This window comes from Bacillus swezeyi (assembly GCF_001969815.1).
Lineage (GTDB): Bacteria > Bacillota > Bacilli > Bacillales > Bacillaceae > Bacillus > Bacillus swezeyi.
Window position 1 is genome coordinate 69690 of record NZ_MRBK01000005.1, and the last position, 22242, is coordinate 91931.

Here is a 22242-nt window from a genome sequence, read left to right on the forward strand (position 1 = left end):
GTTGGAATTTAATGGTTTGTTTTTAAGTGTCCTGAGGCATGAGTCACGCAAAAATAAGGCTGAAACCGAGGTGAGGTTTCAGCCGGCGGACAAACACTTATAGCGGTTATTCACATGAGTTCCCGGGCAAGTTGAGCGACGATTCGAATCCCGTTTTCGAGGTCTGATCGAGAAGCGTAAGAATAAGACAGCCTGATGCTTTGCTTTGCCTCTTTATCGTAAAGGGTTCCGGGATTGATGAGGATGTTCTTTTTTAGTGCTTTTTCAAACAAGGCGCTGATCGCTAGAGGCTTTAGAAAAGTCACCCATATGTAAAACCCGCCGCGCGGTTTTTCCCAGCGGGCGAGCCCGCCAAAATAGGCTTCTAGACAGCGAAGCGCTGTGTCGCGCCTTTTTTTCAGTTCATTTCTGATCAGCTTGAGGTTTTCTGCATAAAGCCCGCTCGAAATCCATTTCGCGGCAGCCCATTGAGAAAGGGAGCTTGAGCCATAGTCCGTCTGCATTTTGATATCTGCCAGCCTGTCGATCACGGGTTCCGGACCGGCCACCCAGCCGATGCGAAGTCCTGGACTGACCGTTTTTGACAATGTACCGACATAAAGCACGTTTCCGTCTTGGTCCAAGGCTTTTAGCGGAGACGGCGGCGGCATATCAAGCCATAAGTCGCCATATGCATCATCTTCAATAATCGGGAGAGATAAGCGTTTACTGACTTGAATCAGCTCTTTTCTTCTATCTTCCGCCATCTGAAAGCCCGTCGGATTGTGAAAGGACGGAATCGTATACAAAAGATCGGCGCCATGCTGTTTTTTGCAGGCGGAAATGACAGCCGGGTCTAATCCCCTTTCATCAAGCGGAAGCCCATAAAGCCTCATCTCCATCGATTGAAAAATGTGCAGCGAGTATAAATATGACGGCTTTTCCGTAAGAACGGCGGCTTTCCGTTTTAAAAGGCCGATCGAGATGAGCTGCAATGCTTGAAGAGCGCCGGAGACGATCAGAATGGAATCAGGCGAAACATGTATGCCTTTTTCCTTCAAATGTGCTGCCAGCACTTCTCTTGTATATCGATTTCCTTTCGGCTCTTCATATCCGAGCATCAGCTTTCCGGCTTCAGCATCTTGAAGAATCTTTTTCATCTGCTGATATGGCAAAAGCTCTGGCGCAAGTTCACCTGTCCCGAGCCTGATGATGTCCTTCTTAAATTCCTGCCGGTTGATCTCCTGAATCGTCAACGAATTCGGGCGGTGGATTCCTGAGCGTACATAGCCTGTCCAGTCGAGGACAGGCCATTCAGTCAGCCCGCTCCATGTACGATTTGTCACGATTGTCCCGCCGCCCCGTTTCCCTTCGAGAAGTCCTTGGGCTGTCAATTCGTCAAGTGCAGCGGTCACCGTACTTCTGTTCACTTCAAAAATGTCTGCCAGTTTCCGCTGGGACGGAATTTTGGTTCCGGGCGGCCATTCGCCCTGTGAGATTTTCTCTTTAATGATTTGTTCGATTTGCTGATATAGCGGTACCCCTGAGCTTCGTTCCAGCCGTATCTTCAACTTTTGTTTCAGCTCCTTTTTTAAAAGGATAGCATTTGGCTGGTTTCTTAAGCCAGCCAAATGGCCGGAGACATCGGCCGCCTCTTGCCCTACAATAAAACAGATGTTTTTGATGAAAGGGGTTTTAATAGCAATGAACGCAGCAATACACGGGGTGATGCTTGCTTTTGGACTGATTCTGCCGCTGGGTGCGCAAAACGTCTTGATCTTTCAGCAAGGAGCCGCACTGCCCAGCTTTTGGCGGGTTCTGCCGCTTGTGATTTCCGCAGCGATATGTGATTCGCTTCTCATCATATTGGCTGTTACAGGTGTTTCTGCAGCCGTCGCCGGCCTCCCTGCGGTGAAAATCATATTACTGATCGGCGGCTTTTGTTTTTTGATTTATATGGGATGGATCACATGGCACAGCAAGCCCGAAGAAGGAGAAAAACAGGATGCGATGACGGTCAAAAAACAAATCGTTTTTGCTGCCGCTGTATCATTATTGAACCCGCATGCCATACTCGATATTGTCGGAGTGATCGGCACCAACTCGTTAGCATATGACGGGCCGGAAAAATGGCTGTTTACCGGATCATGCATCTTTGTCTCATGGGTATGGTTCACAGGACTGGCAGCGGCGGGACGGGCCGTGAAACGGGTCGATTCTGGAGGGGTCACGCTTGTCTTGTTCAACAAAGGATCTGCAGCCGTGATGTGGTGCCTTGCCATCTATCTCGGCGCCTCATTTTTCACCTAAAAAAACGTCCGCCTCACTTTTTGGGCGTTTTTGTCATTCTGCATATATTAAGCGCGGGCGCGCACAATAAACTCATCTGTAAATCGCCGGAAAACCGGTTTGATTACTTGTTGATGAGGGATGTCCATGTTTCGAAAGAAAGATCAATCACCAACCACTACCGCAATAGCGGATATCAATCCTGAAGCCATTAAAGAAACGATTGCCGGGATGAGTGATGCCAAAGCCGAAGAATATGAAACGAAGAACGGACAAAAGGCTGTGTTTTATTACATCAATACAATTATTGATGAAGGAATCCTCCAAGATTTGATTATCAAGCCCATGGTCAGCTGTGCGGAAGATACGGTGTACGACTATTTAAAAAGTTTGATCTTAAACGTTTGGCATCTCACATCTTTAGATACAGCGAAAGACCTGTTAATGTCCGGGTCGGTTCTCATCCACGACCCGATTCGCCAGCACTGGTATGCGATCCCGCTCGAAAATCAATTGGGACGGCAGATTGAATCATCTGATACGGAAACGATTATGTACGGCCCAAAGGACAGCTTTACAGAACAGATCGGCATCAATATCTCTTTAATACGAAGACGGCTTCCTTTAACAAACTTGAAAACAGAAAGATTAGAGATCGGAGCATTAAGTAAGACATCGGTTGTCCTCGTCTATATTGACGGGCTGATCAACCCTGAATTTGTTGAGCAGGCGAAAAAAAGAATAGCTGAAATTAATTTTGATATGATGTTTGATTCTTCTCAGCTTGCAGAATTGATGGAAGATCATCAGCATACTATCTTCCCTCAGTTTCAACAGACAGAGCGCCCTGATATTTGCGTCTATAATTTGAGCATCGGCAAGCTCACCATCTTGGTCGATAATACGCCATTTGCACTGAATGCGCCCATTACATTTTTTCATCTGTTTCATTCATCTGAAGACTATACCATCCGCTGGCCGATATCGAGTTTTTTCAGATGCCTTCGCTACCTCAGTTTTTTTCTGTCAATCACTTTGATACCAATATATGTAGCGCTATCGACTCATCATTATCATATGATTCCTTTGCAGATACTCTTTGTTTTGATCCAGTCAAGGAGCCAAGTGCCGTTTAACCCGTTTTGGGAAGCTGCTCTCATGCTTATCATTATCGAATTTATAAAGGAAGCAAGCGTTCGAATGCCGACAAAATCAAGTTCAACCTTGGGGGTCATCTCCGGAATTGTCATCGGGGAAGCGGCGGTACAAGCAGGTTTTGTCAGCAAAGTTTTAATTGTCTTAGTCGGCATCTCAACAGTGACTTCATTTTTGGTTCCTAATTACATTGTGGCGAAAGGATATACGTTAATGCACTTTACGTTTCTTCTGTTTTCAGCTTGTCTAGGCTTTTTTGGTTTGATGCTCGGGTTCATTGGGTTATTCGTCCATTTAAATGGGCTTACTTCTTTAAAACAGCCTTATTTGGCCCCGTTAACCCCTTTTTATTTGCGGGATTGGCTCGATCTTGTCATTCGGAGCCCGTTAATATGGCTGAAAAAACGCCCGGAATTTTTACATCCTCTTCAAAAATGGCGGTACAGCAAAAGGAGATGATCAAGTGAGTCCTTTTACGTTATTTCAAAAAACAAGACCTCTTGACGGTTTATACATGATCATTATCCTTAATCGCACACAGGTTCTGTTTTTCATCCTGGTTCTGCCGATGTACTTGGTTCATCCGTATATGATTTTCGGAATTTTTGTCATCGGCATACTGTCGCAGCTGAACTTGTTGATATTATCCAAATGGCTTTCCTCTCCTTATGCCGCCAAAGGATATGAGGGCTTCAAAGAACTTATGGGTGAAGGTAAACTCCGTTTTTTCGTTTTGATCAGCTTGATACAGCTGTTTATAAAAACCGCTATTATGATCGTGAGTTATGCGGAAACGGTCCGCCATTTTATCTTTCCCGCCATCAATATAAACTGGCTTGTATTATTTGTCGTCTTGATCAGCGGCTATGCGGCTTCCCGCGGAATGGAAAATACGATGAGGTTTGCAATTATCGCGTTTTTATCCTCGTTTTGGATCGTTTTCCTATTTATCCGGTTTTACTTTCCCCCGATCGCTTCACTGAATGATTTATATCCGCTTATTCCTTTTGAGTGGACGAAACAATCATGGAAAACGCTGCTTGTCACTTGGTCTGCATTTTCCGGTCCCGAGTACCTGATTTGCCTGGCTCCCTGGTTCAAAAAACATGATCATGTTCTGAAATACTTATCAATCGGAAATTCGATTTCTCTTTTTGAATATCTGTTTCTGTTTGTGTCTTCGTTATTCTTTTACGGCTCCTCTTATTTGCGTGAAACCATTTTCCCGGTCTTGAATATGCTCCGCTATTTGCAATCACCGATACTTGAGCGGATCGACACCTTTTTGCTGTCTGCCCATATGTTTCATTTTATTTTTGTCATCGCCATCTTTCTATTATGTTTGTACGGCGGTGTCCGGATCCTTTTCAAAAAAGTCTCGAAACCGGTGACCCGGAAAGGATTTCTCATCAGTTTTCTCTTGCTTCTGGCATGCTCCCTCATATTAAGCACATGGTTTTGGGAATCCGGTGAACAGAAGGACATGTGGTTTTTGCTGGAAGTTTCGATAGGAGCCATTACTTATGCCCTTGTTCCTTCATTGCTTGCAGCAGCGGCTAAACGAAAGAGGCGTATATCATGACGAAAGGAAAACGATCTTTACTATGCTCTCTAATGATCAGCCTTTTTATAGCACAAGGCTGTTCTCCATTTGTTGAAAATCATGAGATTGAAGAGATTTCTCCTGTTACATTTTGGTATATACAGAAAGGAAAAAAAGAAAAACTGTCAATGAGCACATTAGTCCCGCCGGTGGGACTTGAGAAGAAACGAATATTCAATAAAGAGGTTAACATGATCAAACAAGCCGGCAAGCATTTTAATTTAGATTATTACAATGAGCTGGAAAACGGGCAGCTCCGGATGGTGATGATTGAAGAACAACTGGCCAGAAAAGGGGTCGTTTCGATCATTAACACACTGCTGAACGATCCAAAAACCCCTCAGCGCCTTTACCTGATGATCGTCAAGGGTGACTTTGAAAAATACATGCTCAGCGAACTGAAGCAAAGCGAAAAGTTCGATTTCTATCTATATCAGACATTAAGGCATTTCGAAAAAGCAAACCAAGGAGAAATGAGCATTGTCAACCTGCATCAATTCAAAAACCAGCTGTACACTCTTTTTTCCGATCCTTATGTTCCCGTTTTCCAAACGAATGAAAATCATTTCACATACGAAGGCACGGCCCTTTTTAAGGATGACAAACTGGTGAAAATTCTTGCCGGGATGAATGATCAAATATTTCAGCTGATCCACAATAACAAGTACCTTAAAATTCTGGAGCTTCCCCGGCTTTCTGTCGTTCTCGGTCAGGCTCGTTCAATGGTCTATATGGACTTGAACAAAAAAAATACGTCGCTATCCATGAAAGTGAAAGTGGATGCCGGAATTGAAGAGTACACCGGAGATAAAGATCTGCAAAATCAAAGGGAGTTTCGAACGCTCGTCAAAGATGTAGAAGCTGAATTGGAGAAACAGTCAACAGAGCTACTTAAAGAAATCCAGGAGATCAAAGCTGATCCTCTTGAAATCGGCGGTGAAGCCCTGTTCCCGTTTACAAAGCCGATGAGCAACAAAGACTGGCTGAAGCATTGGGAGAACATGGACGTTAATGTCGATTATCAAGTGAATCTCAGGCCTGTTGTCAATTCGCGGTAAGGATGGCTGAAGAACGATTCCATGGTACTCAAATTGCACTGAACTTGGATCATCGGTTGCGAAGAATGAGCAGGAAGCCGGCCTATCCCGGCTGAACCTTGCTGTTTCCTCCGGGGGTGCCTGACGTATATCAAAAAGAAGAAGCTCCCCTTAAGAACCTTGAGAGACGTTAGGGAAGCCGGCGTTTTTTGCAGCTTGGAACTTGCACATACTGAACAAATTCATACATGTCTCAAGACGATCTGTTCAAATGGACAGGTTTAAGAATATCATCGGCCAAGCGGACCGGCTCGATGCCAAGCTGGATGACTGGCAGTCCTTGCTATGTTTATCAGTTTGCTGCAAGCATTTTCTGGTCCAGTCTTTGAGCAGAAGGAAGGGCTTGATCACATCCAACGTTTTTCTATACAGCGATTTGCCAATGCCACTGCTTTCAATCTCGGCATCGCTTCTATGCTAAGCCGGGGCTAAAATCAATTTGGCAGATGATATTGTGAGCCCGCAGGAGGCGGCGGTTTCCTTTGGCTCGTGAAGAATGCGATGTTGGAAATTCGATCAAAACCTGTTTCGATGCTGCGCAGCTTTTTTCACCTTTATGTTTTGAAAGCCGACTTGAGCATGAAGAGAACCGAGCCTCCTAATCCATATTCCCCCATCGTTTTCTAAATCTGCCCTGTTTGATACTGAAGCTTTACAGGCTTGCCGGTTAAGGAAGATTCGATTGCCGCAATCGCGATCTTCAACGGCTACTTCAGTCACGATCGGCTTTTTTCCATGGTCTGCCGCTTTTTTGATCACTTCAGCATGCGTGGCTCGTCGGTGTCACGATCATGACGGCAAATACTTTTTGTCTTGCTGATTCTCCCAGTATTGTTGATCACCCGTGAGACAGTGGAATGGAAACCCCGCCGCTTCCGCCACATCATAAATGGTTTTTTTCATTTCGTCCCCTCATCTAATTCCACTAGGAAGATTTCTAATATCATATTATAGAGCGTCTCAGCTTGAGCAGCAAATCCGCTCCCACTCTTCCCTTAAAATGCCATATCTGATTGAATCATAATAGATTCCGTCATAATATCTGACTTTGCGGATGCGCCCTTCCATCGTAAACCCGGCTTTTTCGGCGCATTTCATCATCCGCTGATTTCCGGACCACGTCGTCATCCCAATTCTCGGCACATCGATGTTTTCAAATAAAAAGCCGACCCATAATGAAACGGCTTCAGTACCGTATCCTCCGTTCCAAAATCGCGGATCATAGATGACGATCCCGCATTCAAGCCAGCGTGTCGGCCGGCATTCCCAATAATAAGAAACCGTTCCTTTCAGTTCTCCCCCGATCTCGATCGCCGCATAGCGCGGCGGCTTGTCTTTTAAAGCCGGCAAAAATGAGTCGGCGAAATATTGATAAGGCTCAGGCTGAAGCGGAAAATAAGGCGCATCCCACTTTTTCCACTCAGGTTTTTTCACTCCGTAAATCATCTTCCATAATACAGGCAGGTCATCCATTGTTATCGGCCGCAGTGTTACTTTATCACCATAGATGGACGCCAAATTTTTCTCCTCCGATCCGCTTTTAGGCTATGGTCGATATGAAAGGCTTTATTCAATATTCCTCTTTATCATCTTTCGGTATTCAATCGGCGAAATTCCTTCTATTTGTTTAAAAAGCTTGGAAAAATAGGTTGGATCATCGATTCCGACTTGTTCTGCGATGGATGACAGCTTGTCGTTTGTCACAGAAAGAAGCCGTTTCGCTTCAAGAATCCGCGCTTTATTGGCGTATTGCCCCGGTGTGATACCAAACACTTTATGCATGCAGCGGGTGATATAGTCCTGGTGGTAATGAAGGGCCGCTGAAAGCTGATCCATGCTCAGCTTTTCTTTAAAATGCCGGTCAATATAGCGCTGGGCCTCTGATGCGACCCGTTCATTTGCGGAAGGAATATGAAACGCCTCCTTCTGCAAATGAATCAGCAGCTCTTCAAACAGCAGCTGCTTTCTGAGGGGCAGATCTGAATTTTCGGCGGTGTCATCAATTAAACTTCGAAACTGCTTTTCAATGAACGCCTTTTGATCGACCTTCCCCTTCCTCGGAAGCTTCAAATGATATAGAGGCGGCGTTTCAAACGTTCCCTGCTTAAGCTTGAGCTCTGTCCAGTTCTTTCCTCCGCTCTGCCCCAATTCATAGGATGTCTCTTGAAAGTGGAGCCAAAAATAATGGGTTTCCTCATCACAGCCCTGATGTCCGTAATGGTCGAGGCCGGGGACGAGGATGATATATTCCCCCTGCCGAACGCGGTGAGGCACGCCGTCCTCTGTCAAAAACAATTCCCCTTTGATCACATATAAGAGGTCAAAGACGGGGTATTCGCGCTTCACATGCTTTTCCCCTCTTTTGAACACCCCTTCGCCGCAGACGATCAAAACGGGGAGCGGCGGGATCGTGAAGATGATATGTTCCATGTTCTCTCCCCCTTTTGATTTGGTCGGATTTCTCCAAAAAGTATCGGTTTCGTCTCTTCTTATTATAGAAAAATGACGGTACACTATTAAACGGATTTTTGAAAAGAAAGGTGGTCAGGCGCCATGAAAAAAACAAATACTCAAAACCTCTCCTTATTCTCTTTAACTTGGCCTATTTTTATAGAGGTTTCATTATATATGCTGATGGGAAACGCTGATACCCTGATGCTCAGCCAATACTCCGATGACAGCGTGGCAGCCGTCGGCGTCAGCAACCAAATGCTGAACTTGGTCATTGTCATGTTCGGTTTCATTGCGACAGGCACAACGGTGATTATTTCACAATTTCTAGGGTCGCGGCAAAAAACAGAAGCGATGGAAGTCGGATATGTTTCCATCAGTACCAATTTTATGATCAGTCTGTTCATCAGTGCCGTGATGTATCTTTTTGCCAAACCGCTTTTATTGATGATGGGGCTGTCAGCTGAGCTGCTTGCCGAAGCTGGCATCTTTCTGCAGATCGTCGGCGGTCTTTCCTTTATCCAGGCGCTCATTATGACGTTCAGCGCCATTTTAAAAAGTTACGGCTATACAAAAGATACGATGGCCGTAACGATCGGGATGAATATTTTAAACATCGCCGGCAACTATCTTGTGATTTTCGGACCGTTCGGCTTTCCGGTCTTGGGTGTTGCAGGTGTTGCGCTGTCTACGTCGGCGGCGCGCATCATCGGGCTTTTAGCGATCGCTTTGCTCGTCAAAAAGCGAATCGGTATGCCGCTTTTATCAAAACGCCTGTTTTTCATGCAAAAAAGCCATTTAAAGAAGCTGCTGAAAATCGGCATCCCTTCCGCCGGTGAACAGCTTTCCTATAACGCGTCACAGATGATCGTTACCTATTTTATCACGCTGATGGGCGCTCAGGCGCTGACGACAAAAGTATATACGCAAAACTTGATGATGTTTATCATGCTTTTTGGAACTGCGATCAGCCAGGGAACGCAAATTTTGATCGGACGCCATATCGGGGCGAAGCAATTTGACGAAGCCTACAGCCGCTGCTTGAAAAGCCTGTGGTGGGCACTGGCGATCACGACCATCACTTCGGTTCTTTTCGCAGTTTTTTCAAAGCCGCTCATCGGCATCTTCAGCAGCAACCCTGATATCATCGCCACGGCCAGCGCACTTATTGTTTTGACAATCATTCTGGAACCAGGCCGCTCATTTAATGTCGTCATTATCAACTCATTAAGAGCAGCCGGCGACGCAAAGTATCCCGTCTATATGGCGATTGTCTCAATGTGGGGGATCGGGCTTCCCATCGCTTATATTTTCGGAATTCAGCTTGGCTTCGGCCTGGCGGGCATTTGGTTTTCATTTATTGCGGATGAATGGGTCAGAGGGATTTTCATGTACAGAAGATGGAGATCAAAGATATGGCTTCAAAAAGGGTTTGCAGCTTAACCGGCTTTCAATGAAAGCCGGTTTTCTTGTTATAAAAGTTAACACAAATATAAGTCTATGAGAACACCCCTGATGATGAATAGGTCTAATAGATTAATTTTTTTGAAAATTCATATTGATTTTCACTTTATTTTTACGTATGATAATAAACATAACAATACACGTGATAAAACCTCACATCAACAAAAAGGGGGATATACATTTTGAAAAAAATCGAAACGATTATACGTCCTGAACAGTTTCCTCGCCTCCGAAAAAAGCTTGAAGAGGTTGACATAAACGGATTAACGGTTTCAGAAGTCGCCGGCTGCGGCCAGCAGAGAGGAAAACAAGCGCTCTTCCGCGGCACCGCCTATGAAATCAAACTGCTGCCAAAAGTAAAAGTTGAAATGGTCATTGAATCTGAAAACGTCGATGAAATCATCCAAATTATTGAAAGCACATGTTCAACAAATACGGTCGGCGACGGAAAAATATTTGTGCTTCCTATAGAAAACGCGATTCGGATCCGCACAGGGGAATCCGGAAAAGAAGCGATCGTTTAAACACCGGTTCTAAAGCAAGAAACAGCTGCCTCGTCTGCTTCTCTGTCAATACTTTAAGAAAGGATGATTTTTTTGAAGAAAAAGATATCTTTCGTACTTTTTCTAAGCTTTTTTCTTACAGCATCGGCATTCGCCGCAGAGCCGACGGTACAGTCGGTCAACGACTCTGTTCATATGGCCTGGGTGGCGATCGGCACCCTGCTCGTCTTTTTCATGCACGCCGGCTTCGCGATGGTCGAGTCAGGTTTTACAAGAGCGAAAAACACCTTAAACATTTTAATGAAAAATTTCCTGACGATCTCGATCGGCTCGATCCTATATTTCCTTGCCGGCTATGCTTTTATGTTCGGAGACAGCGCCGGCGGGTTCATCGGCACAAACGGATTTGCTTTGGCGGGTGACCAAAATATCGGATTTTTCGTTTTCCAGGCCGTGTTTGCCGCTACGTGCGCGACGATTATTTCAGGAGCTGTCGCCGAAAGGATGAAACTTGGCAGCTACATGATTTTAACGCTGTTTATGACCGGCATCATCTATCCGGTCGTCGGCCATTGGACTTGGGGGGAAGGCTGGCTTTATGACCTTGGTTTCATCGATTTTGCAGGGTCTGCAATCGTTCATTTGACAGGTGCTGCCGGTGCGGTCGCCGCCGTCATCTTTCTCGGTCCTCGTATTGGCAAATATGCAAACGGAAAAGTGAACGCCATACCGGGCCACAGTATTCCGCTCGGCGCCCTCGGCGTCTTTATCCTTTGGTTCGGCTGGTTCGGCTTCAACGGCGGCAGCACGCTCGCGGCCGATCCCGCAGCAGTGCCGCACGTCATTACGACAACCCTTTTAGCCGCCTCAGGCGGAGTTGTCAGCTCAGCGCTGTTCACTTATTTCCGCTACGGCAGAATCGATCCTTCCTTGACTTTAAACGGGGCGCTCGGCGGACTTGTCGGCATCACGGCCGGGGCTGATGGTGTATCATTTACAGGTTCCATTTTGATCGGCCTAATCGCAGGTGTCATTTTAGTGGCAGGTGTCCAGTTCATCGACCAGATTCTGAAGCTTGATGATCCGGTCGGCGCCATTGCCGTCCACGGTGTATGCGGTATTTGGGGAACGCTTGCGGTCGGGCTCTTCAATACATCGAGCGGACTCTTTTACGGAGGCGGAATCTCCCAGCTCGGGATTCAAGCCGTCGGTGTATTGGCCATTGCCGGCTGGACCCTTGCAGCGACTTCGGTCGTCGCCGCGGTGATGAAAGCTGCTGCTCCAATCCGGGTTTCCAAAGAAGAAGAAATTTCCGGACTCGATTACGCTGAGCACGGCTCTTCTGCTTATGAGTATAAAGAAAGCTACCTCGACCAGGGCGACACGGAAATCAGCTCTGATTTCGGAACGGATCTCGTCTCACGGCTAAACAACTTAAAGCCTGGCCCATCATCCAAAACGGAACAGATCTAATCAAAAACACCCGGCAGCCGCCGGGTGTTCTATTCTTCAATATCAATCCTGTATGTTTCAAACCAAGTATGAATTTGGGCAAGATGTGCGATTAGCTGCGGTCCTTTCATCAATTGTCCGTACCAAGGAACTTGAAATGATGCACCTTCTGTCTCGATCAGCTGATCGAGTTTTTTCTTGTCTAAAAAGACGTGCAGCGCCGAGTCTTTTTGATTCAGCAAAGATTCCAGCCATTGTTTCACGGCTTTTGTATATCCAGGGTGATGCGTTTTCGGATATGGACTTTTTTTGCGGTATAAAACCTCATTCGGCAAAATCCCTTCCAACGCTTTGCGGAAGACGCCTTTTTCTCGGTTTTCGTGCATTTTGAAGTCCCACGGAATGTTCCATACATATTCAACCAGCCTGTGGTCGGCAAACGGAACCCGGACTTCGAGGCTTGCGCCCATGCTCATCCTGTCTTTCCGGTCTAAGAGCGTCGTCATAAACCAGAGCATATTTAAGTAAAACAGCTCTCTCCTTCTTTTTTCCTCGCCTGTTTCCCCGTCGAGAAGCGGTGTTTCATGAACCGTTTCCTCATACTTGGACATCACATATTCCTTGAGGTTCAGCTTTTCCTGCCAAGTATCCTGCAAAAGACCGATCCGTTCTTCCATCGACCTCATCCATGGGAAACCTTTCACATCCTCAGTCGAATGGAACCAAGGATATCCGCCAAAAATTTCGTCGGCACATTCCCCGGACAGACTGACGACAAAATCCTTTTTGATTTCCCTGCAAAACCAAAGCAGTGACGAATCAACATCAGCCATCCCGGGCAAATCCCTGACAATCACAGCTTCCGCTAAGTGGGCGGCCAGATCTTTTTGGGAAATGACACAATGATGATGGACGGTTCCGAATGCTTCGGACATTTTTTTGATCCACGGGCCGTCGGCGTTCGGCTGAAACGAGCTTGATGTAAAGTATTGCTCATTGTCTTCATAATCGATCGAAAACGTATGGAGCGGCGCTTTTCCTTCTTTTTCGAAATGTTTGGCGGCTGTCGCCGTAATCGCACTCGAATCGACCCCGCCAGACAGGAACGTACAGACGGGAACATCGGAAACTAGCTGCCTTGTGACAGCATCTTCAAAAAGGAACCGTACATTCTCTACCGTTTCGCCAAAGGTGTCCGTGTGCTCTTCACTTTTGACATTCCAATAGCGCCAAATCGTTAAGCCGTCTTTCGAGAACCGCATGGCGTGCCCTGGACGCACTTCCTTAATTCCTTTAAAGACTCCGTTCCCCGGCGTCCTTGACGGACCGAGTCCGAAAATCTCAGCCAAGCCTTGGCGGTCCACCCTCGCCTTTACTTCAGGGTGGGCAAGAATCGCTTTGATTTCCGATCCGAACAGAAATGACGTGCCCTGCTCAGAATAAAACAGCGGTTTGACTCCGAGCCGGTCGCGAGCGGCAAACAGAAGATCACGCTCTACATCCCACACTGCAAAAGCAAATATTCCGTTCAGCCTGTGGATGCACTCTTCCTTCCATTCCATGTATGAATGAAGCAAAACCTCTGTGTCGGAATGGCCCTTGAATTGATGGCCCCGCTTTTGAAGCTCTTTTCGCAAATCCTCCGTATTATAAAGCTCTCCGTTATAGCAAATCGTATAGCAGCTTCCTTGATGTGTGCGGGTCATCGGCTGTCTGCCGCCTTTTATATCCACAACGGCCAAACGCTTATGTCCGAATAAAACATGGTGCTTCCCCCAAATATTTGTATCATCAGGTCCTCTTTTTGACAGTGTTTCAGTCATTTTCTCCATGACAGACTGTTCTCGGACAAGCGGTTTTTTAAAATCCACCCACCCCGTAATTCCACACATTGTCGATCAGCTCCAATTCTAATAATCTGTCTCTTTTTAGGCTTCACTTCCTTTGTCACTTTACTTATTTTATGCACTTAAAAACAATAGTTGAATTGTCCATCAGATCCTTGTATGAGACAAGCCCGTTTTGGAAAAAACGAAGAAGGAAAGGAGACCCGCCATGGACATCGAACGCGAAAAACGAATCTACAGAGAGAAGCGCAAATGGATTTACGGCAACATTTTAATGGAGGACGGGATCTGCCTGATCGAAAATGAAGAAGGAGATTTATTTTTAGTTGAAAGTTTAAAAAGCCCGGGCGTCTTCATTAGCATAGACGGCGAATGGCTGAAAGCGGAACTGTTCGACCGGTTTGCCATCACAGAAAGATCAGAGACCGTTAAATTAAGCGGCGGTGAACCGATCCGCTACCTCAAAATCGTAAAACAGGCGTTCTTAGCGTTTTTAAATGATTTAGAAGACGGACAGTTTTACTCTTTTTTGGATCAGCTGAACGACCTTGGTTTTTCCGTGTTTGATTGCGTCTACGCCTATAACAGCTTATGCTTTTCAGCGGAGAAAAAGGATGCAGAAGGTGTTTCATTTTATCAGTTTTCAAACGATGTGAAGCATTGCGCCCTCCAGCACCATTATGAACGAAAGGATGAGAGAAAGGACAGATTTGAATGGACGACTTCCAACGGCGAGCGGATCGTAACGATTTCAGCGTCAAAACCGCCTTCATAAAAAACACCAGTCCTTTAAACGCGAGAACTGGTGTCCGTCATTAAAACACTTTAAAACCTAGCGGAAGACGGAGTCCGAGTGCGATCGTTAAGAGCAGGACGACAATGAAGCCGACCCAGATCCCGGTGATCGATTTTTCCTTTTTCCTGCGAATCAGCAGCATCTCCATCAATCCGACTGTAACAAGGCCAAGCACGGCTTTTGCTATGTATTCTCCATTCCATACCGTAAACCTGAACAAAAGCTCTGCTCCGGTTAAGATAATCAAAATGTAGAATAAGCGGAGAATCATATGTGCGATTTTTGCGCCTTTGCGATTTCCGGCAGAATAAAGCCCGTAAGAAACGATCACTAAAATGAGCGCGATGACCCAAGTTGTAATATGCATATGCGTCATATTCGTTTTTCCCCCTATCAGATCAGGTATCGTTTTTATATTATCATGAACCTGTCCATTAAACAAAGCATGTGAACGCTGTCATTTTCACGTCAAAAAGACGCTTAAATGAAACATCAGCGTCTTTTCCGATTTTATCTTTTTTTGTGTTTTTTCATGTTTTTCGAAATCTGTTTCCAGCGGTTTTTTTCCTGCTGCATCGCTCGTTTATCCGTTTTTCTGGCAAGGTATTCGAGCTCTTTTTTCAGCTTCAGGTAGCTTTGAAATCTGCCGGCATCCAGCTTTCCGGAAGAAAGTGCCGCCTGCACCGCACAGCCAGGCTCTTCATCATGGCGGCAGTCGGAAAATTTACAGGTTTGCGCCAGCTGTTCAATGTCGCTAAACCCCTGCCGGAAACCTTCTTCTGATTCCCACAGTTCCAGGGCCCTCATTCCTGGCGTATCGATTAAAAGGCCCCCTCCTGGCAGCAGAAACATCTCCCTGTGGGTCGTCGTATGCCGCCCTTTATCATCATCTTCGCGGACTTCCTGGACGGCTTGCCTGTCTTCCTCCAGAAAGAAGTTGATCATTGTTGACTTCCCAACGCCTGATGAGCCTAAAAGCGCAACGGTTTCTCCCTCTTTGACATACGCTTTTAGCTCATCCATCCCTTTTCCTTCATGGGCGCTGATGACATGGATCGGCACACCGAATGCAGCTGATTCGGCCTGCCTTATTTTTTCTTCTATCTGACTGCCGATGTCCGCTTTGCTCAGAATGATGACAGGATTTGCTCCGCTCTCCCAGGCGAGGAGCAAATAGCGTTCAATTCTTCTAATGTTAAAATCCTGGTTGAGGGCATTCACGAGAAAGATCGTGTTGATGTTAGCGGCCGTGATCTGCTCCTCTGCCGGATCACCCGCCGCCTTTCGCGAAAATTTGCTGAAACGGGGGGCAATCTCAACGATCAGTCCTTTCTTTTCATCCTCCCGCGGGCGCATATACACCCAATCGCCGACAGCGGGATAATCTTCACGGCTTTCCGCTTCAAACCTCAGTTTACCGGAAATTTCAGCAAGCCATTCTCCTTCTTCCGTCCATATCCGATAAAGCCTCTTATGCTCAAGAGCCACTCTTCCTAAAACTAGTCCCGAACCTTTTACATCCTTTACATCTCCGCTTATATATTTTATGCCTAATGCTGATAAATTCAATGCGATTTCCTCCTTATGATCTGTTGATGCTTTAAAATAAAAAAGAGCCTGAAAACAAGGCTCTTTTTTTGCGCTTCATGTGCAAGCAAAAAAATTCCATGAGCCGTGCATACAGCCCATGGAACATCACCAGATCAATCTGAAGATAACCGTTTAATATGCTACATGGGCTGTGCAATGATCAATTGTCCGACAAACATTACAATATCCTTTCTCATCACACATCCCTCATTTCTTCAAAATTTATAGCTTGATTATATAAGATTAACCATTTTTTCACAAGGTTTTATTTTACTTTATTCGAAAGCGTCCCGACCGGTTCTATTGTGATATCAACTTGATCCCCTTCATGAAGAAACTTCGGCGGATGAAATCCCTTTCCCACTCCCGACGGCGTTCCTGTGGCAATGATGTCACCCGCTTCCAGCGTCATTCCTTTGGACAGTGTTTCAATCATTTCCGCTACCGAAAATATCATGTCTTTCGTATGGCCGGACTGGCGGAGCTCGCCATTTACCCGGGTCTCCACTTTTAGATTTTGAGGATCTTCGATCATTGATTTATGTACAAGATAAGGCCCCATCGGACAGGTTGCGTCCAAGCTTTTGCCGATGAAAAATTGTTTATGCCGCTTCTGCAGATCGCGCGCCGTCACATCATTGATGATCGTGTAGCCGAACACATAGTCAAGCGCTTCAGCTTCCGGAATGTTTTTCCCGGTTTTTCCGATCACGACCGCAAGCTCTCCTTCATAATCAAGCGCCTCTGTCACGCCTTTGTGGGCGTCCACTTCTTCCAAATGCCCGATCACCGAAGTCGGCGCTTTGGTAAAAACCATGATATGTTCGGGAATATCCGCTTCACTTCCCATTTCAATCGCATGATCCCGATAATTTTTTCCGATGCAAATCACGTTTTTCCGCGGCGCGGGAATAGGCGCAAGCAATTTGACGTCTGAGAGCGGATAAATGAATGAACCGCTTTCCTCATTGTTTTTCTTCTCTGACCACTCAACAAGCTGTCTGACATGACGGACAAACCGCTCCCCCTCGCTGACGCATTCGATGAGTGTTTCAGGTATCGTCTCAAGCTCAAACAGCTTTTTTTCCGCCTTCTGCAAATCCATTATTCTATCATCCATGACAAGTCCAATAAATATACGGCTGTGCAGCTCGGCTGTCGCAAACTTCATAAAAATTCCCCCGCAGTTATGATTTCAGCTTCTTTCCCCTTTTCACATATTCTCTAAAAATTTTAAAATTCCTTTCTGATTTCTGCAAACCGCTTCTAAAGTCCCGGTTATGTCCGCCCGAAAAAAAACGGCTCACCATGCAGCAAGCCGCTCTTATTATCGCTTTCTGTGTCTGATTTCTTCTAAATTTCCATCAGACCATTTTGTAATGGTTTCATAGCCGCTTTTGCTTCTTCTGTGGTGGTGAGTTTTCTTGCCATGACGATGCTCGTGCCGTTTGCGGCAGCATTTATCAGATTTTTTGCATCTGTCCGGTTTTTTGCAGTCGTCCGGCTTCTTGCTTTTATCCGGCTTTTCACAGTCGTCCGGCTTCTTGCTTTTATCCGGCTTTTCACAGTCATCCGGCTTCTTGCTTCTATCCGGCTTTCCACAGTCATCCGGCTTCTTGCTTCTATCCGGCTTTTCACAGTCATCCGACTTCTCGCTTTTATCATGTTTCTTGCTTCTGTCTGGTTTTATTCCCCACCACATATCCCAAATATTATGTGAACGCCTGCTATTGCTGGAGCCGGCGGATTCAGGTTCACGGTCTAAATAATGGTCTCTACCTTCGCTCCTAAGCTGGTCTACAGCTTTTTTAATATCATGATCATGGACATCGCTCATCAGTTTACCTCCTGTTCTTACATTTTTATGTCCTGATTTATCATACGCAAGCTAAAGACAGGGGTACTGAGGCAAATGACTGTTTTTGTTCAAAACTAGGCAGGCCGCTTCCGGGACAGGCTTTTTTCACATATGATAAGTCAGCTGAAAAAGGAGGAAATGATGATGAGTGCCACTGCCTTGCCGGCCTTCGGGCTGCACATTCATCCGAAGAATCTGCTCGGTTTAAACAGGGACGTCTGGAATGATGAAGCGGTTCCGGGGATGCTTCAAACCGGTTCAGGAAAAGCACCGGTCTCCATTTCATACAGAGGTGCGCACACCCGCAAGCTGCCAAAGAAATCTTACTTTATTCAATATCGAAATCAGGCAGAAAAAAAATCGGAGACAGAATTTCATTTAAACGCCGAATTCTACGATCCTTCTTTCATCCGCAACAGACTTTCCTTTTATTTTTTTGAAAAAATCGGCGTTCTTTCACCATCAGCTTCTCATGTTTTTCTCTATTTAAATGAAAAAAAAGAAGGCGTCTATTTAAAAATCGAATCTGTTGACGATCTTTTCTTAAAGAGGAGACATTTAGAAGGAGGGGCTATTTATTATGCCGTTGATGACGATGCTAATTTTTCCCTTCTGAGTTCTTTTGACAAACAGCCGAAGCAAAACCTTCAGCAAGGCTATGAAAGAAAATTGGGTTCGAACCGTCATGACAGCTACTTGCAAGAGTTTATCTACTTTATCAATACTGCAAAAGATGACATGTTTGAAAAAGAAATCAAGCGCTACTTGGATGTCAAACAATATTTGCTGTGGCTCATCGGAGCCGTCTGCACCCAGAACTTCGACGGATTCGTCCATAATTATGCTCTTTATTTAAATGAGCGGACAAAGACATTTCAAATCATTCCTTGGGATTATGATGCGACATGGGGGCGGAATATTCACGGAGAGGAAATGGAACATGACCGCATTCCGGCGACAGGCTTTAATACATTATCTGCCAGAATCCTTGACATTCCAGCCTTTAAATCTCAATACTTTATGTTAATGAAAAACATATTGCAGCATGAATTCACCATCAGCAGGCTTTCACCCCCGCTTACAACATGGCATGCCGACATTGCTCCATTTCTTGAACAAGATCCATATACAAATACTGCTTTTCATCAGCTGGAAGAAGAGCAGAAACAGATTTTTCAATATATTGAAAAGAGAAAACGCTTTTTGCTTTTAGAGCTTTCCAGGTTTTAACCTTCTCGGCAAACACCAAAAAAAATGTCACATTTTTTGTCATATTGACGAAAAAAATCCTTTTAACACAAAATAGGGTATACTATCAATATCAAGAAACATAAAAATCCAAAGCTGAATCCCGGCTCAAAATATAATTGAAAGTTGGAGACTGCCATGATGAACAATAAAATTGAAGCAAAAAGACTAGCCTTAATTGAAACCGCCCAAAAATTCGGAATCAATTCCAAAGAGGCCATTCAATGCAGTCAGGAATTGGACAACTTGCTGAATCAAAGAATGCAGACACATGAAAACAGCCTGCATAGAGAAAAAGCTTTCGAAAGCGGCAACCGCCATACTTCATGACAGCCCGTTCCACATCCTGATCAACGGCGCCTCCCGTTTTTTTCGGGGCTGGCATCAGTCTGCATCAGTGGACTATTGCGATCTAATCAACCAATGTTTTTTGAACATAAATGATCGTACAAACGCCGTAAGCCAGGATGGCGGAAGGGGTAAATGATTCTTGATACGGGATATGAACAAAGCCGTTCAGCAGCAATAAAAATCCGCTGTTCCAAAAGAAATATCCAGCGATTTTAGCCAGCTTATCTTTATCCCTGATTCTTTCCTGGCGAAAGCCTCTTAAAATCCAAGTCTGTTTTTTGATTCCCACTGCATAAGCTGCGAAAAAAAACAGCAGAGCCGCAGCTATTGATTGAATATGACCTTCAAAATACATATGACTTCCCCCATTGCCGAACTTCTTTTACTTCGTACGTTTCTCTCCCTGAAAACGTTTCATTTGTTGATTCAATAGAAGACAAAAGGATTTCTTTTTTAATCACAAATGCGCCTATTCCACATAGGATATGGTGTATAGCCCATTAAAAAATGTTTTATCACTGTAAAGGGTGTGCCTTAATGCCAGCCATTGTCGGAGCTTTTAAAGTAAATGCCGTCGGTACGAGCGGAGTTGTTCATGTCGGGGATTGCATCACGATTTCTCCTTATGCTGAGGTTAAAACATTTGCGGGCGCCGGAAGCTTTAATACCGGTGACGGAGTCAGCGTATACAACCAAAACAGCATCACCAACACATACGACAATGATATGATCGATCAGCCGGTCGCAGGTAATCTGTAAGGGGTGAAGGCATGAACTTTTATATCAATCAAACGATACAAATCAACTATTTAAGAGTGGAAGGAATCAGCAACTCTTCCGTCTTGCAGATAGGGAGCGCCGGTTCAATCAAAACGCTTGCCAACCTGTACAATACCGGAAGCTACACAGAAGCCGCCCCGCCAGTGACCGGAGAGGTTTTTGATGGTGCTTTTGAAGATGGGGATTCACCGATCTTCGTTCCACTTCAGGCTCCTTCTGTTACAACAGGATAAACGGGGGTGTATAATCTTATGAAGCAAAGCAATCCACAGAACTGGTATGGGTATTTGCAGCAGCAGGCTACACAGATTCAGCGGCTCGAAAGGCAGATTGCCATATTGCAGTCGGAATTGAACCAATTGAAAGAAAATCCCGGCACCCGGATCGACCGGATCGAATACAAATTTGATCAATTAAAGATCGAACGGCTGGACGGAACGCTCAATATCGGTCTCAATCCGGCAGACCCGGATAATGTGGAAAACTTTGAAATCGCACAGCAACAGCCGGATATCGGGACCCTTCAGCAGGAGCTTGGCAGCCAGCTGATGCAGCAAACGAGACAAATCGTTGACGCTTACTTAAATGAAGAAACCCCTCTTCTGCTGGAACAGCTGGAAGATCGGTACGACAGCAAAATTGATGATACAAACCGACAGCATATCATCGAAGACATACGAAAGCAGATCGACAGCCGCATCCGCTATTATGTCAAACATGTAAAGCCGGATGATTCTATTTCTCCGAGGGAGCATGCTGAACGGTTGGCTGACTATGTGAAGCAGGATATCGCCCGGGCAATCGAACATTTTCTACAATCGATACCTGATGAAATGAAAGGGGATGAGAACGAATGAATTTTACCGTTGTGAACCGCTGTTTTGATGTTGGCAGCATTAACATCACAGGGGTTTCGAGCTCCTCTGTGTTTCTAATCGGAGATACAGAGTGCATCTCCCTGTCATCGATTTTTGATACGCCGCCTGAATCTCTTATTATCGGTCCTTTTGTGCCGCTGGCCCCTGAATCACCATGATCAGAACGTCAAAAGTTAAATTTTTAAAAGTGCATTCAATCGGGATTACCAGCACACTGCAAATCGGGGATGCCGAAGAGCTTGTTCTCAAGGGAAAAATTCTCGCTGTCCAACGATACCTTTCACTTTTTTTCGGGAATGAAGGCTCATTGAATCAGGAAGACTTTCAGCTTTATCGGCAGCCTATTCCCCAATTGCTTCCCGAAACCGGCGTCTCTTCAGCTTTTTTCAATGAAATCCCGGCTATTCGCGTCAGGGCGGTTAAGGTTACAGGTATCTCCACTTCTTCAGTTGTCCAGGTAGGCTCGACGCGCCGCATCATTTCCGACTCGAGAGTCAAGCATATCAGAAAGCTTCCGCCAAGGAACTCACAATAGCCGAACGGCCGACATATACTGTTTCCGAGACTTCTAAAAAGGATGTCGATCAATCATGCCAGCCATTGTCGGACCTATTAAGATCAACGAGATCTCAGGAGGAGTAGTGAATTTCGGCGATTCCTTTTACCTTTCTCCAAAAAGCACTTCAAAATCTGCACTCGGTTCTGGTGCTGGTAATACAGGAGATTTCCTTATCGTCAACAGCGGTATAAATGCAACAAATTATATAGACCCGGATGTAAGCGACCAGAATGTTGTCGGAAATGCATAAAGCAGCCTCTTCGGTTAAGAAGGAGGCTGCTTTCCTGAGCTTGCTTGGAAACGCATCAGCTCCATACAAAGGAACGGCTGCCTGTGGACCGC

The 22242-nt window shown here is 45.4% G+C and carries 26 protein-coding genes and 1 pseudogene; 16 read left to right on the forward strand and 11 right to left on the reverse strand.

From position 1 onward, the window contains the following. Positions 1-110: 110 nt before the first annotated feature. Positions 111-1550 carry an aminotransferase-like domain-containing protein gene (locus tag BTA30_RS05890; RefSeq protein WP_076760375.1) on the reverse strand — a complete coding sequence of 480 codons (1440 nt, stop codon included), beginning with the start codon at positions 1548-1550 and terminating at the stop codon, positions 111-113. A gap of 133 nt (positions 1551-1683) precedes the next feature. On the opposite strand from BTA30_RS05890, the gene BTA30_RS05895 reads away from it, so the two are divergent. From BTA30_RS05895 to BTA30_RS05910, 4 genes are all read left to right on the forward strand, one after another. Further along, positions 1684-2289: a LysE/ArgO family amino acid transporter gene (locus tag BTA30_RS05895; RefSeq protein ID WP_076760337.1), complete on the forward strand. Its 606-nt coding sequence runs from the start codon at positions 1684-1686 to the stop codon at positions 2287-2289. A 126-nt stretch (positions 2290-2415) separates the two neighbouring features. After that, on the forward strand, positions 2416-3882 hold the full coding sequence (locus BTA30_RS05900; protein ID WP_076760338.1) for a spore germination protein: 1467 nt from the start codon (positions 2416-2418) through the stop codon (positions 3880-3882). A 4-nt stretch (positions 3883-3886) separates the two neighbouring features. Continuing rightward, complete coding sequence (locus BTA30_RS05905; protein ID WP_083696944.1) at positions 3887-5005, forward strand: GerAB/ArcD/ProY family transporter; 1119 nt, start codon at positions 3887-3889, stop codon at positions 5003-5005. Continuing rightward, entirely contained in the window at positions 5002-6084 is a 1083-nt protein-coding gene (locus tag BTA30_RS05910; RefSeq protein ID WP_076760339.1) for a Ger(x)C family spore germination protein, read from the forward strand. The genes BTA30_RS05905 and BTA30_RS05910 overlap by 4 nt, the downstream gene beginning before the upstream one ends. 555 nt (positions 6085-6639) lie before the next feature. Here BTA30_RS05910 and BTA30_RS22990 read toward each other — a convergent pair. The 4 genes and pseudogenes from BTA30_RS22990 to BTA30_RS05920 all read right to left on the reverse strand — a co-directional run bounded on the left by BTA30_RS22990 (position 6640) and on the right by BTA30_RS05920 (position 8553). Next, positions 6640-6882, reverse strand: coding sequence for a hypothetical protein (locus BTA30_RS22990; RefSeq protein ID WP_076797467.1), 243 nt, complete (start codon positions 6880-6882; stop codon positions 6640-6642). A 56-nt stretch (positions 6883-6938) separates the two neighbouring features. Beyond that, positions 6939-7026 (reverse strand): annotated as a pseudogene (locus tag BTA30_RS24375) (LacI family DNA-binding transcriptional regulator); the annotation flags it as partial. A gap of 57 nt (positions 7027-7083) precedes the next feature. Then, complete coding sequence (locus BTA30_RS05915) at positions 7084-7641, reverse strand: GNAT family N-acetyltransferase (protein WP_076760340.1); 558 nt, start codon at positions 7639-7641, stop codon at positions 7084-7086. Positions 7642-7689: 48 nt separating this feature from the next. Then, entirely contained in the window at positions 7690-8553 is an 864-nt protein-coding gene (locus tag BTA30_RS05920) for a helix-turn-helix transcriptional regulator (RefSeq protein WP_076760341.1), read from the reverse strand. A gap of 123 nt (positions 8554-8676) precedes the next feature. Between BTA30_RS05920 and BTA30_RS05925 the strand changes: the two genes are divergently transcribed. The 3 genes from BTA30_RS05925 (at position 8677) to BTA30_RS05935 (ending at position 12014) form a co-directional block, all read left to right on the forward strand. Further along, positions 8677-10017 (forward strand): MATE family efflux transporter, encoded by a 1341-nt coding sequence (locus BTA30_RS05925; RefSeq protein WP_076760342.1) that lies wholly within the window; start codon positions 8677-8679, stop codon positions 10015-10017. A gap of 203 nt (positions 10018-10220) precedes the next feature. Continuing rightward, a complete protein-coding gene (locus BTA30_RS05930) occupies positions 10221-10562 on the forward strand; it encodes a P-II family nitrogen regulator (RefSeq protein WP_076760343.1) in 342 nt (113 codons plus the stop codon). A 72-nt stretch (positions 10563-10634) separates the two neighbouring features. Next, positions 10635-12014, forward strand: a complete 1380-nt coding sequence (locus tag BTA30_RS05935; protein WP_076760344.1) for an ammonium transporter — start codon at positions 10635-10637, stop codon at positions 12012-12014. 29 nt (positions 12015-12043) lie between these two features. Here the strand turns inward: BTA30_RS05935 and asnB are convergent, their stop codons facing one another. Beyond that, the gene (gene asnB, locus BTA30_RS05940) at positions 12044-13885 is read right to left on the reverse strand and encodes an asparagine synthase (glutamine-hydrolyzing) (RefSeq protein ID WP_076760345.1); all 1842 of its coding nucleotides are present in this window, start codon (positions 13883-13885) and stop codon (positions 12044-12046) included. A gap of 163 nt (positions 13886-14048) precedes the next feature. Between asnB and BTA30_RS05945 the strand changes: the two genes are divergently transcribed. Continuing rightward, positions 14049-14615, forward strand: a complete 567-nt coding sequence (locus BTA30_RS05945; RefSeq protein ID WP_076760346.1) for a DUF2777 domain-containing protein — start codon at positions 14049-14051, stop codon at positions 14613-14615. A gap of 40 nt (positions 14616-14655) precedes the next feature. On the opposite strand, the gene BTA30_RS05950 is transcribed toward BTA30_RS05945, so the two are convergent. The 4 genes from BTA30_RS05950 to BTA30_RS05965 all read right to left on the reverse strand — a co-directional run bounded on the left by BTA30_RS05950 (position 14656) and on the right by BTA30_RS05965 (position 18063). After that, a complete protein-coding gene (locus BTA30_RS05950; protein WP_076760347.1) occupies positions 14656-15012 on the reverse strand; it encodes a YisL family protein in 357 nt (118 codons plus the stop codon). Positions 15013-15146: 134 nt separating this feature from the next. Next, the gene (gene rsgA / locus BTA30_RS05955; protein ID WP_076760348.1) at positions 15147-16205 is read right to left on the reverse strand and encodes a ribosome small subunit-dependent GTPase A; all 1059 of its coding nucleotides are present in this window, start codon (positions 16203-16205) and stop codon (positions 15147-15149) included. A gap of 286 nt (positions 16206-16491) precedes the next feature. Beyond that, the gene (locus BTA30_RS05960; protein ID WP_076760349.1) at positions 16492-17397 is read right to left on the reverse strand and encodes a fumarylacetoacetate hydrolase family protein; all 906 of its coding nucleotides are present in this window, start codon (positions 17395-17397) and stop codon (positions 16492-16494) included. A gap of 156 nt (positions 17398-17553) precedes the next feature. Continuing rightward, positions 17554-18063: a CotG/ExsB N-terminal domain-containing protein gene (locus BTA30_RS05965; RefSeq protein ID WP_076760350.1), complete on the reverse strand. Its 510-nt coding sequence runs from the start codon at positions 18061-18063 to the stop codon at positions 17554-17556. Positions 18064-18228: 165 nt separating this feature from the next. Between BTA30_RS05965 and BTA30_RS05970 the strand changes: the two genes are divergently transcribed. Continuing rightward, on the forward strand, positions 18229-19314 hold the full coding sequence (locus BTA30_RS05970; RefSeq protein ID WP_076760351.1) for a CotH kinase family protein: 1086 nt from the start codon (positions 18229-18231) through the stop codon (positions 19312-19314). Between the two features lie 159 nt (positions 19315-19473). Then, complete coding sequence (locus BTA30_RS05975; RefSeq protein WP_076760352.1) at positions 19474-19662, forward strand: aspartyl-phosphate phosphatase Spo0E family protein; 189 nt, start codon at positions 19474-19476, stop codon at positions 19660-19662. Positions 19663-19744: 82 nt separating this feature from the next. On the opposite strand, the gene BTA30_RS05980 is transcribed toward BTA30_RS05975, so the two are convergent. Beyond that, complete coding sequence (locus BTA30_RS05980; RefSeq protein WP_076760353.1) at positions 19745-20038, reverse strand: DUF3784 domain-containing protein; 294 nt, start codon at positions 20036-20038, stop codon at positions 19745-19747. Between the two features lie 182 nt (positions 20039-20220). On the opposite strand from BTA30_RS05980, the gene BTA30_RS05985 reads away from it, so the two are divergent. Genes BTA30_RS05985 through BTA30_RS06010 form a run of 6 tightly spaced genes read left to right on the forward strand, consistent with a single transcriptional unit; the run spans position 20221 to position 22150 of the window. Continuing rightward, positions 20221-20442, forward strand: coding sequence for a spore germination protein (locus BTA30_RS05985; protein ID WP_076760354.1), 222 nt, complete (start codon positions 20221-20223; stop codon positions 20440-20442). 11 nt (positions 20443-20453) lie between these two features. Further along, on the forward strand, positions 20454-20696 hold the full coding sequence (locus BTA30_RS05990) for a spore germination protein GerPB (RefSeq protein WP_076760355.1): 243 nt from the start codon (positions 20454-20456) through the stop codon (positions 20694-20696). An 18-nt stretch (positions 20697-20714) separates the two neighbouring features. Further along, on the forward strand, positions 20715-21320 hold the full coding sequence (locus BTA30_RS05995; RefSeq protein ID WP_076760356.1) for a spore germination protein GerPC: 606 nt from the start codon (positions 20715-20717) through the stop codon (positions 21318-21320). Beyond that, on the forward strand, positions 21317-21499 hold the full coding sequence (locus tag BTA30_RS06000; protein ID WP_076760357.1) for a spore gernimation protein GerPD: 183 nt from the start codon (positions 21317-21319) through the stop codon (positions 21497-21499). Before BTA30_RS05995 ends, BTA30_RS06000 begins: the two co-directional genes overlap by 4 nt. After that, entirely contained in the window at positions 21496-21876 is a 381-nt protein-coding gene (locus BTA30_RS06005) for a spore germination protein GerPE (protein ID WP_076760358.1), read from the forward strand. Before BTA30_RS06000 ends, BTA30_RS06005 begins: the two co-directional genes overlap by 4 nt. A 55-nt stretch (positions 21877-21931) precedes the next feature. Then, positions 21932-22150 (forward strand): spore germination protein, encoded by a 219-nt coding sequence (locus tag BTA30_RS06010; protein WP_026586331.1) that lies wholly within the window; start codon positions 21932-21934, stop codon positions 22148-22150. The last annotated feature ends 92 nt before the right edge of the window (positions 22151-22242 follow it).

Excerpts from the sequence above, each read along its gene's own strand:
- BTA30_RS05995 (WP_076760356.1), top strand. The coding sequence starts at position 20,715 with ATGAAGCAAAGCAATCCACAGAACTGGTATGGGTATTTGCAGCAGCAG.
- BTA30_RS05920 (WP_076760341.1), bottom strand. The coding sequence starts at position 8,553 with ATGGAACATATCATCTTCACGATCCCGCCGCTCCCCGTTTTGATCGTC.
- BTA30_RS05975 (WP_076760352.1), top strand. The coding sequence starts at position 19,474 with ATGAACAATAAAATTGAAGCAAAAAGACTAGCCTTAATTGAAACCGCC.
- BTA30_RS05960 (WP_076760349.1), bottom strand. The coding sequence starts at position 17,397 with ATGAAGTTTGCGACAGCCGAGCTGCACAGCCGTATATTTATTGGACTT.
- BTA30_RS05925 (WP_076760342.1), top strand. The coding sequence starts at position 8,677 with ATGAAAAAAACAAATACTCAAAACCTCTCCTTATTCTCTTTAACTTGG.
- BTA30_RS05990 (WP_076760355.1), top strand. The coding sequence starts at position 20,454 with ATGAACTTTTATATCAATCAAACGATACAAATCAACTATTTAAGAGTG.
- BTA30_RS05965 (WP_076760350.1), bottom strand. The coding sequence starts at position 18,063 with ATGAGCGATGTCCATGATCATGATATTAAAAAAGCTGTAGACCAGCTT.
- BTA30_RS05895 (WP_076760337.1), top strand. The coding sequence starts at position 1,684 with ATGAACGCAGCAATACACGGGGTGATGCTTGCTTTTGGACTGATTCTG.
- BTA30_RS05985 (WP_076760354.1), top strand. The coding sequence starts at position 20,221 with ATGCCAGCCATTGTCGGAGCTTTTAAAGTAAATGCCGTCGGTACGAGC.
- BTA30_RS06005 (WP_076760358.1), top strand. The coding sequence starts at position 21,496 with ATGATCAGAACGTCAAAAGTTAAATTTTTAAAAGTGCATTCAATCGGG.
- BTA30_RS05980 (WP_076760353.1), bottom strand. The coding sequence starts at position 20,038 with ATGTATTTTGAAGGTCATATTCAATCAATAGCTGCGGCTCTGCTGTTT.
- BTA30_RS06010 (WP_026586331.1), top strand. The coding sequence starts at position 21,932 with ATGCCAGCCATTGTCGGACCTATTAAGATCAACGAGATCTCAGGAGGA.
- BTA30_RS05945 (WP_076760346.1), top strand. The coding sequence starts at position 14,049 with ATGGACATCGAACGCGAAAAACGAATCTACAGAGAGAAGCGCAAATGG.
- BTA30_RS05900 (WP_076760338.1), top strand. The coding sequence starts at position 2,416 with ATGTTTCGAAAGAAAGATCAATCACCAACCACTACCGCAATAGCGGAT.
- asnB (WP_076760345.1), bottom strand. The coding sequence starts at position 13,885 with ATGTGTGGAATTACGGGGTGGGTGGATTTTAAAAAACCGCTTGTCCGA.
- BTA30_RS05970 (WP_076760351.1), top strand. The coding sequence starts at position 18,229 with ATGAGTGCCACTGCCTTGCCGGCCTTCGGGCTGCACATTCATCCGAAG.
- BTA30_RS05910 (WP_076760339.1), top strand. The coding sequence starts at position 5,002 with ATGACGAAAGGAAAACGATCTTTACTATGCTCTCTAATGATCAGCCTT.
- BTA30_RS06000 (WP_076760357.1), top strand. The coding sequence starts at position 21,317 with ATGAATTTTACCGTTGTGAACCGCTGTTTTGATGTTGGCAGCATTAAC.
- BTA30_RS05950 (WP_076760347.1), bottom strand. The coding sequence starts at position 15,012 with ATGACGCATATGCATATTACAACTTGGGTCATCGCGCTCATTTTAGTG.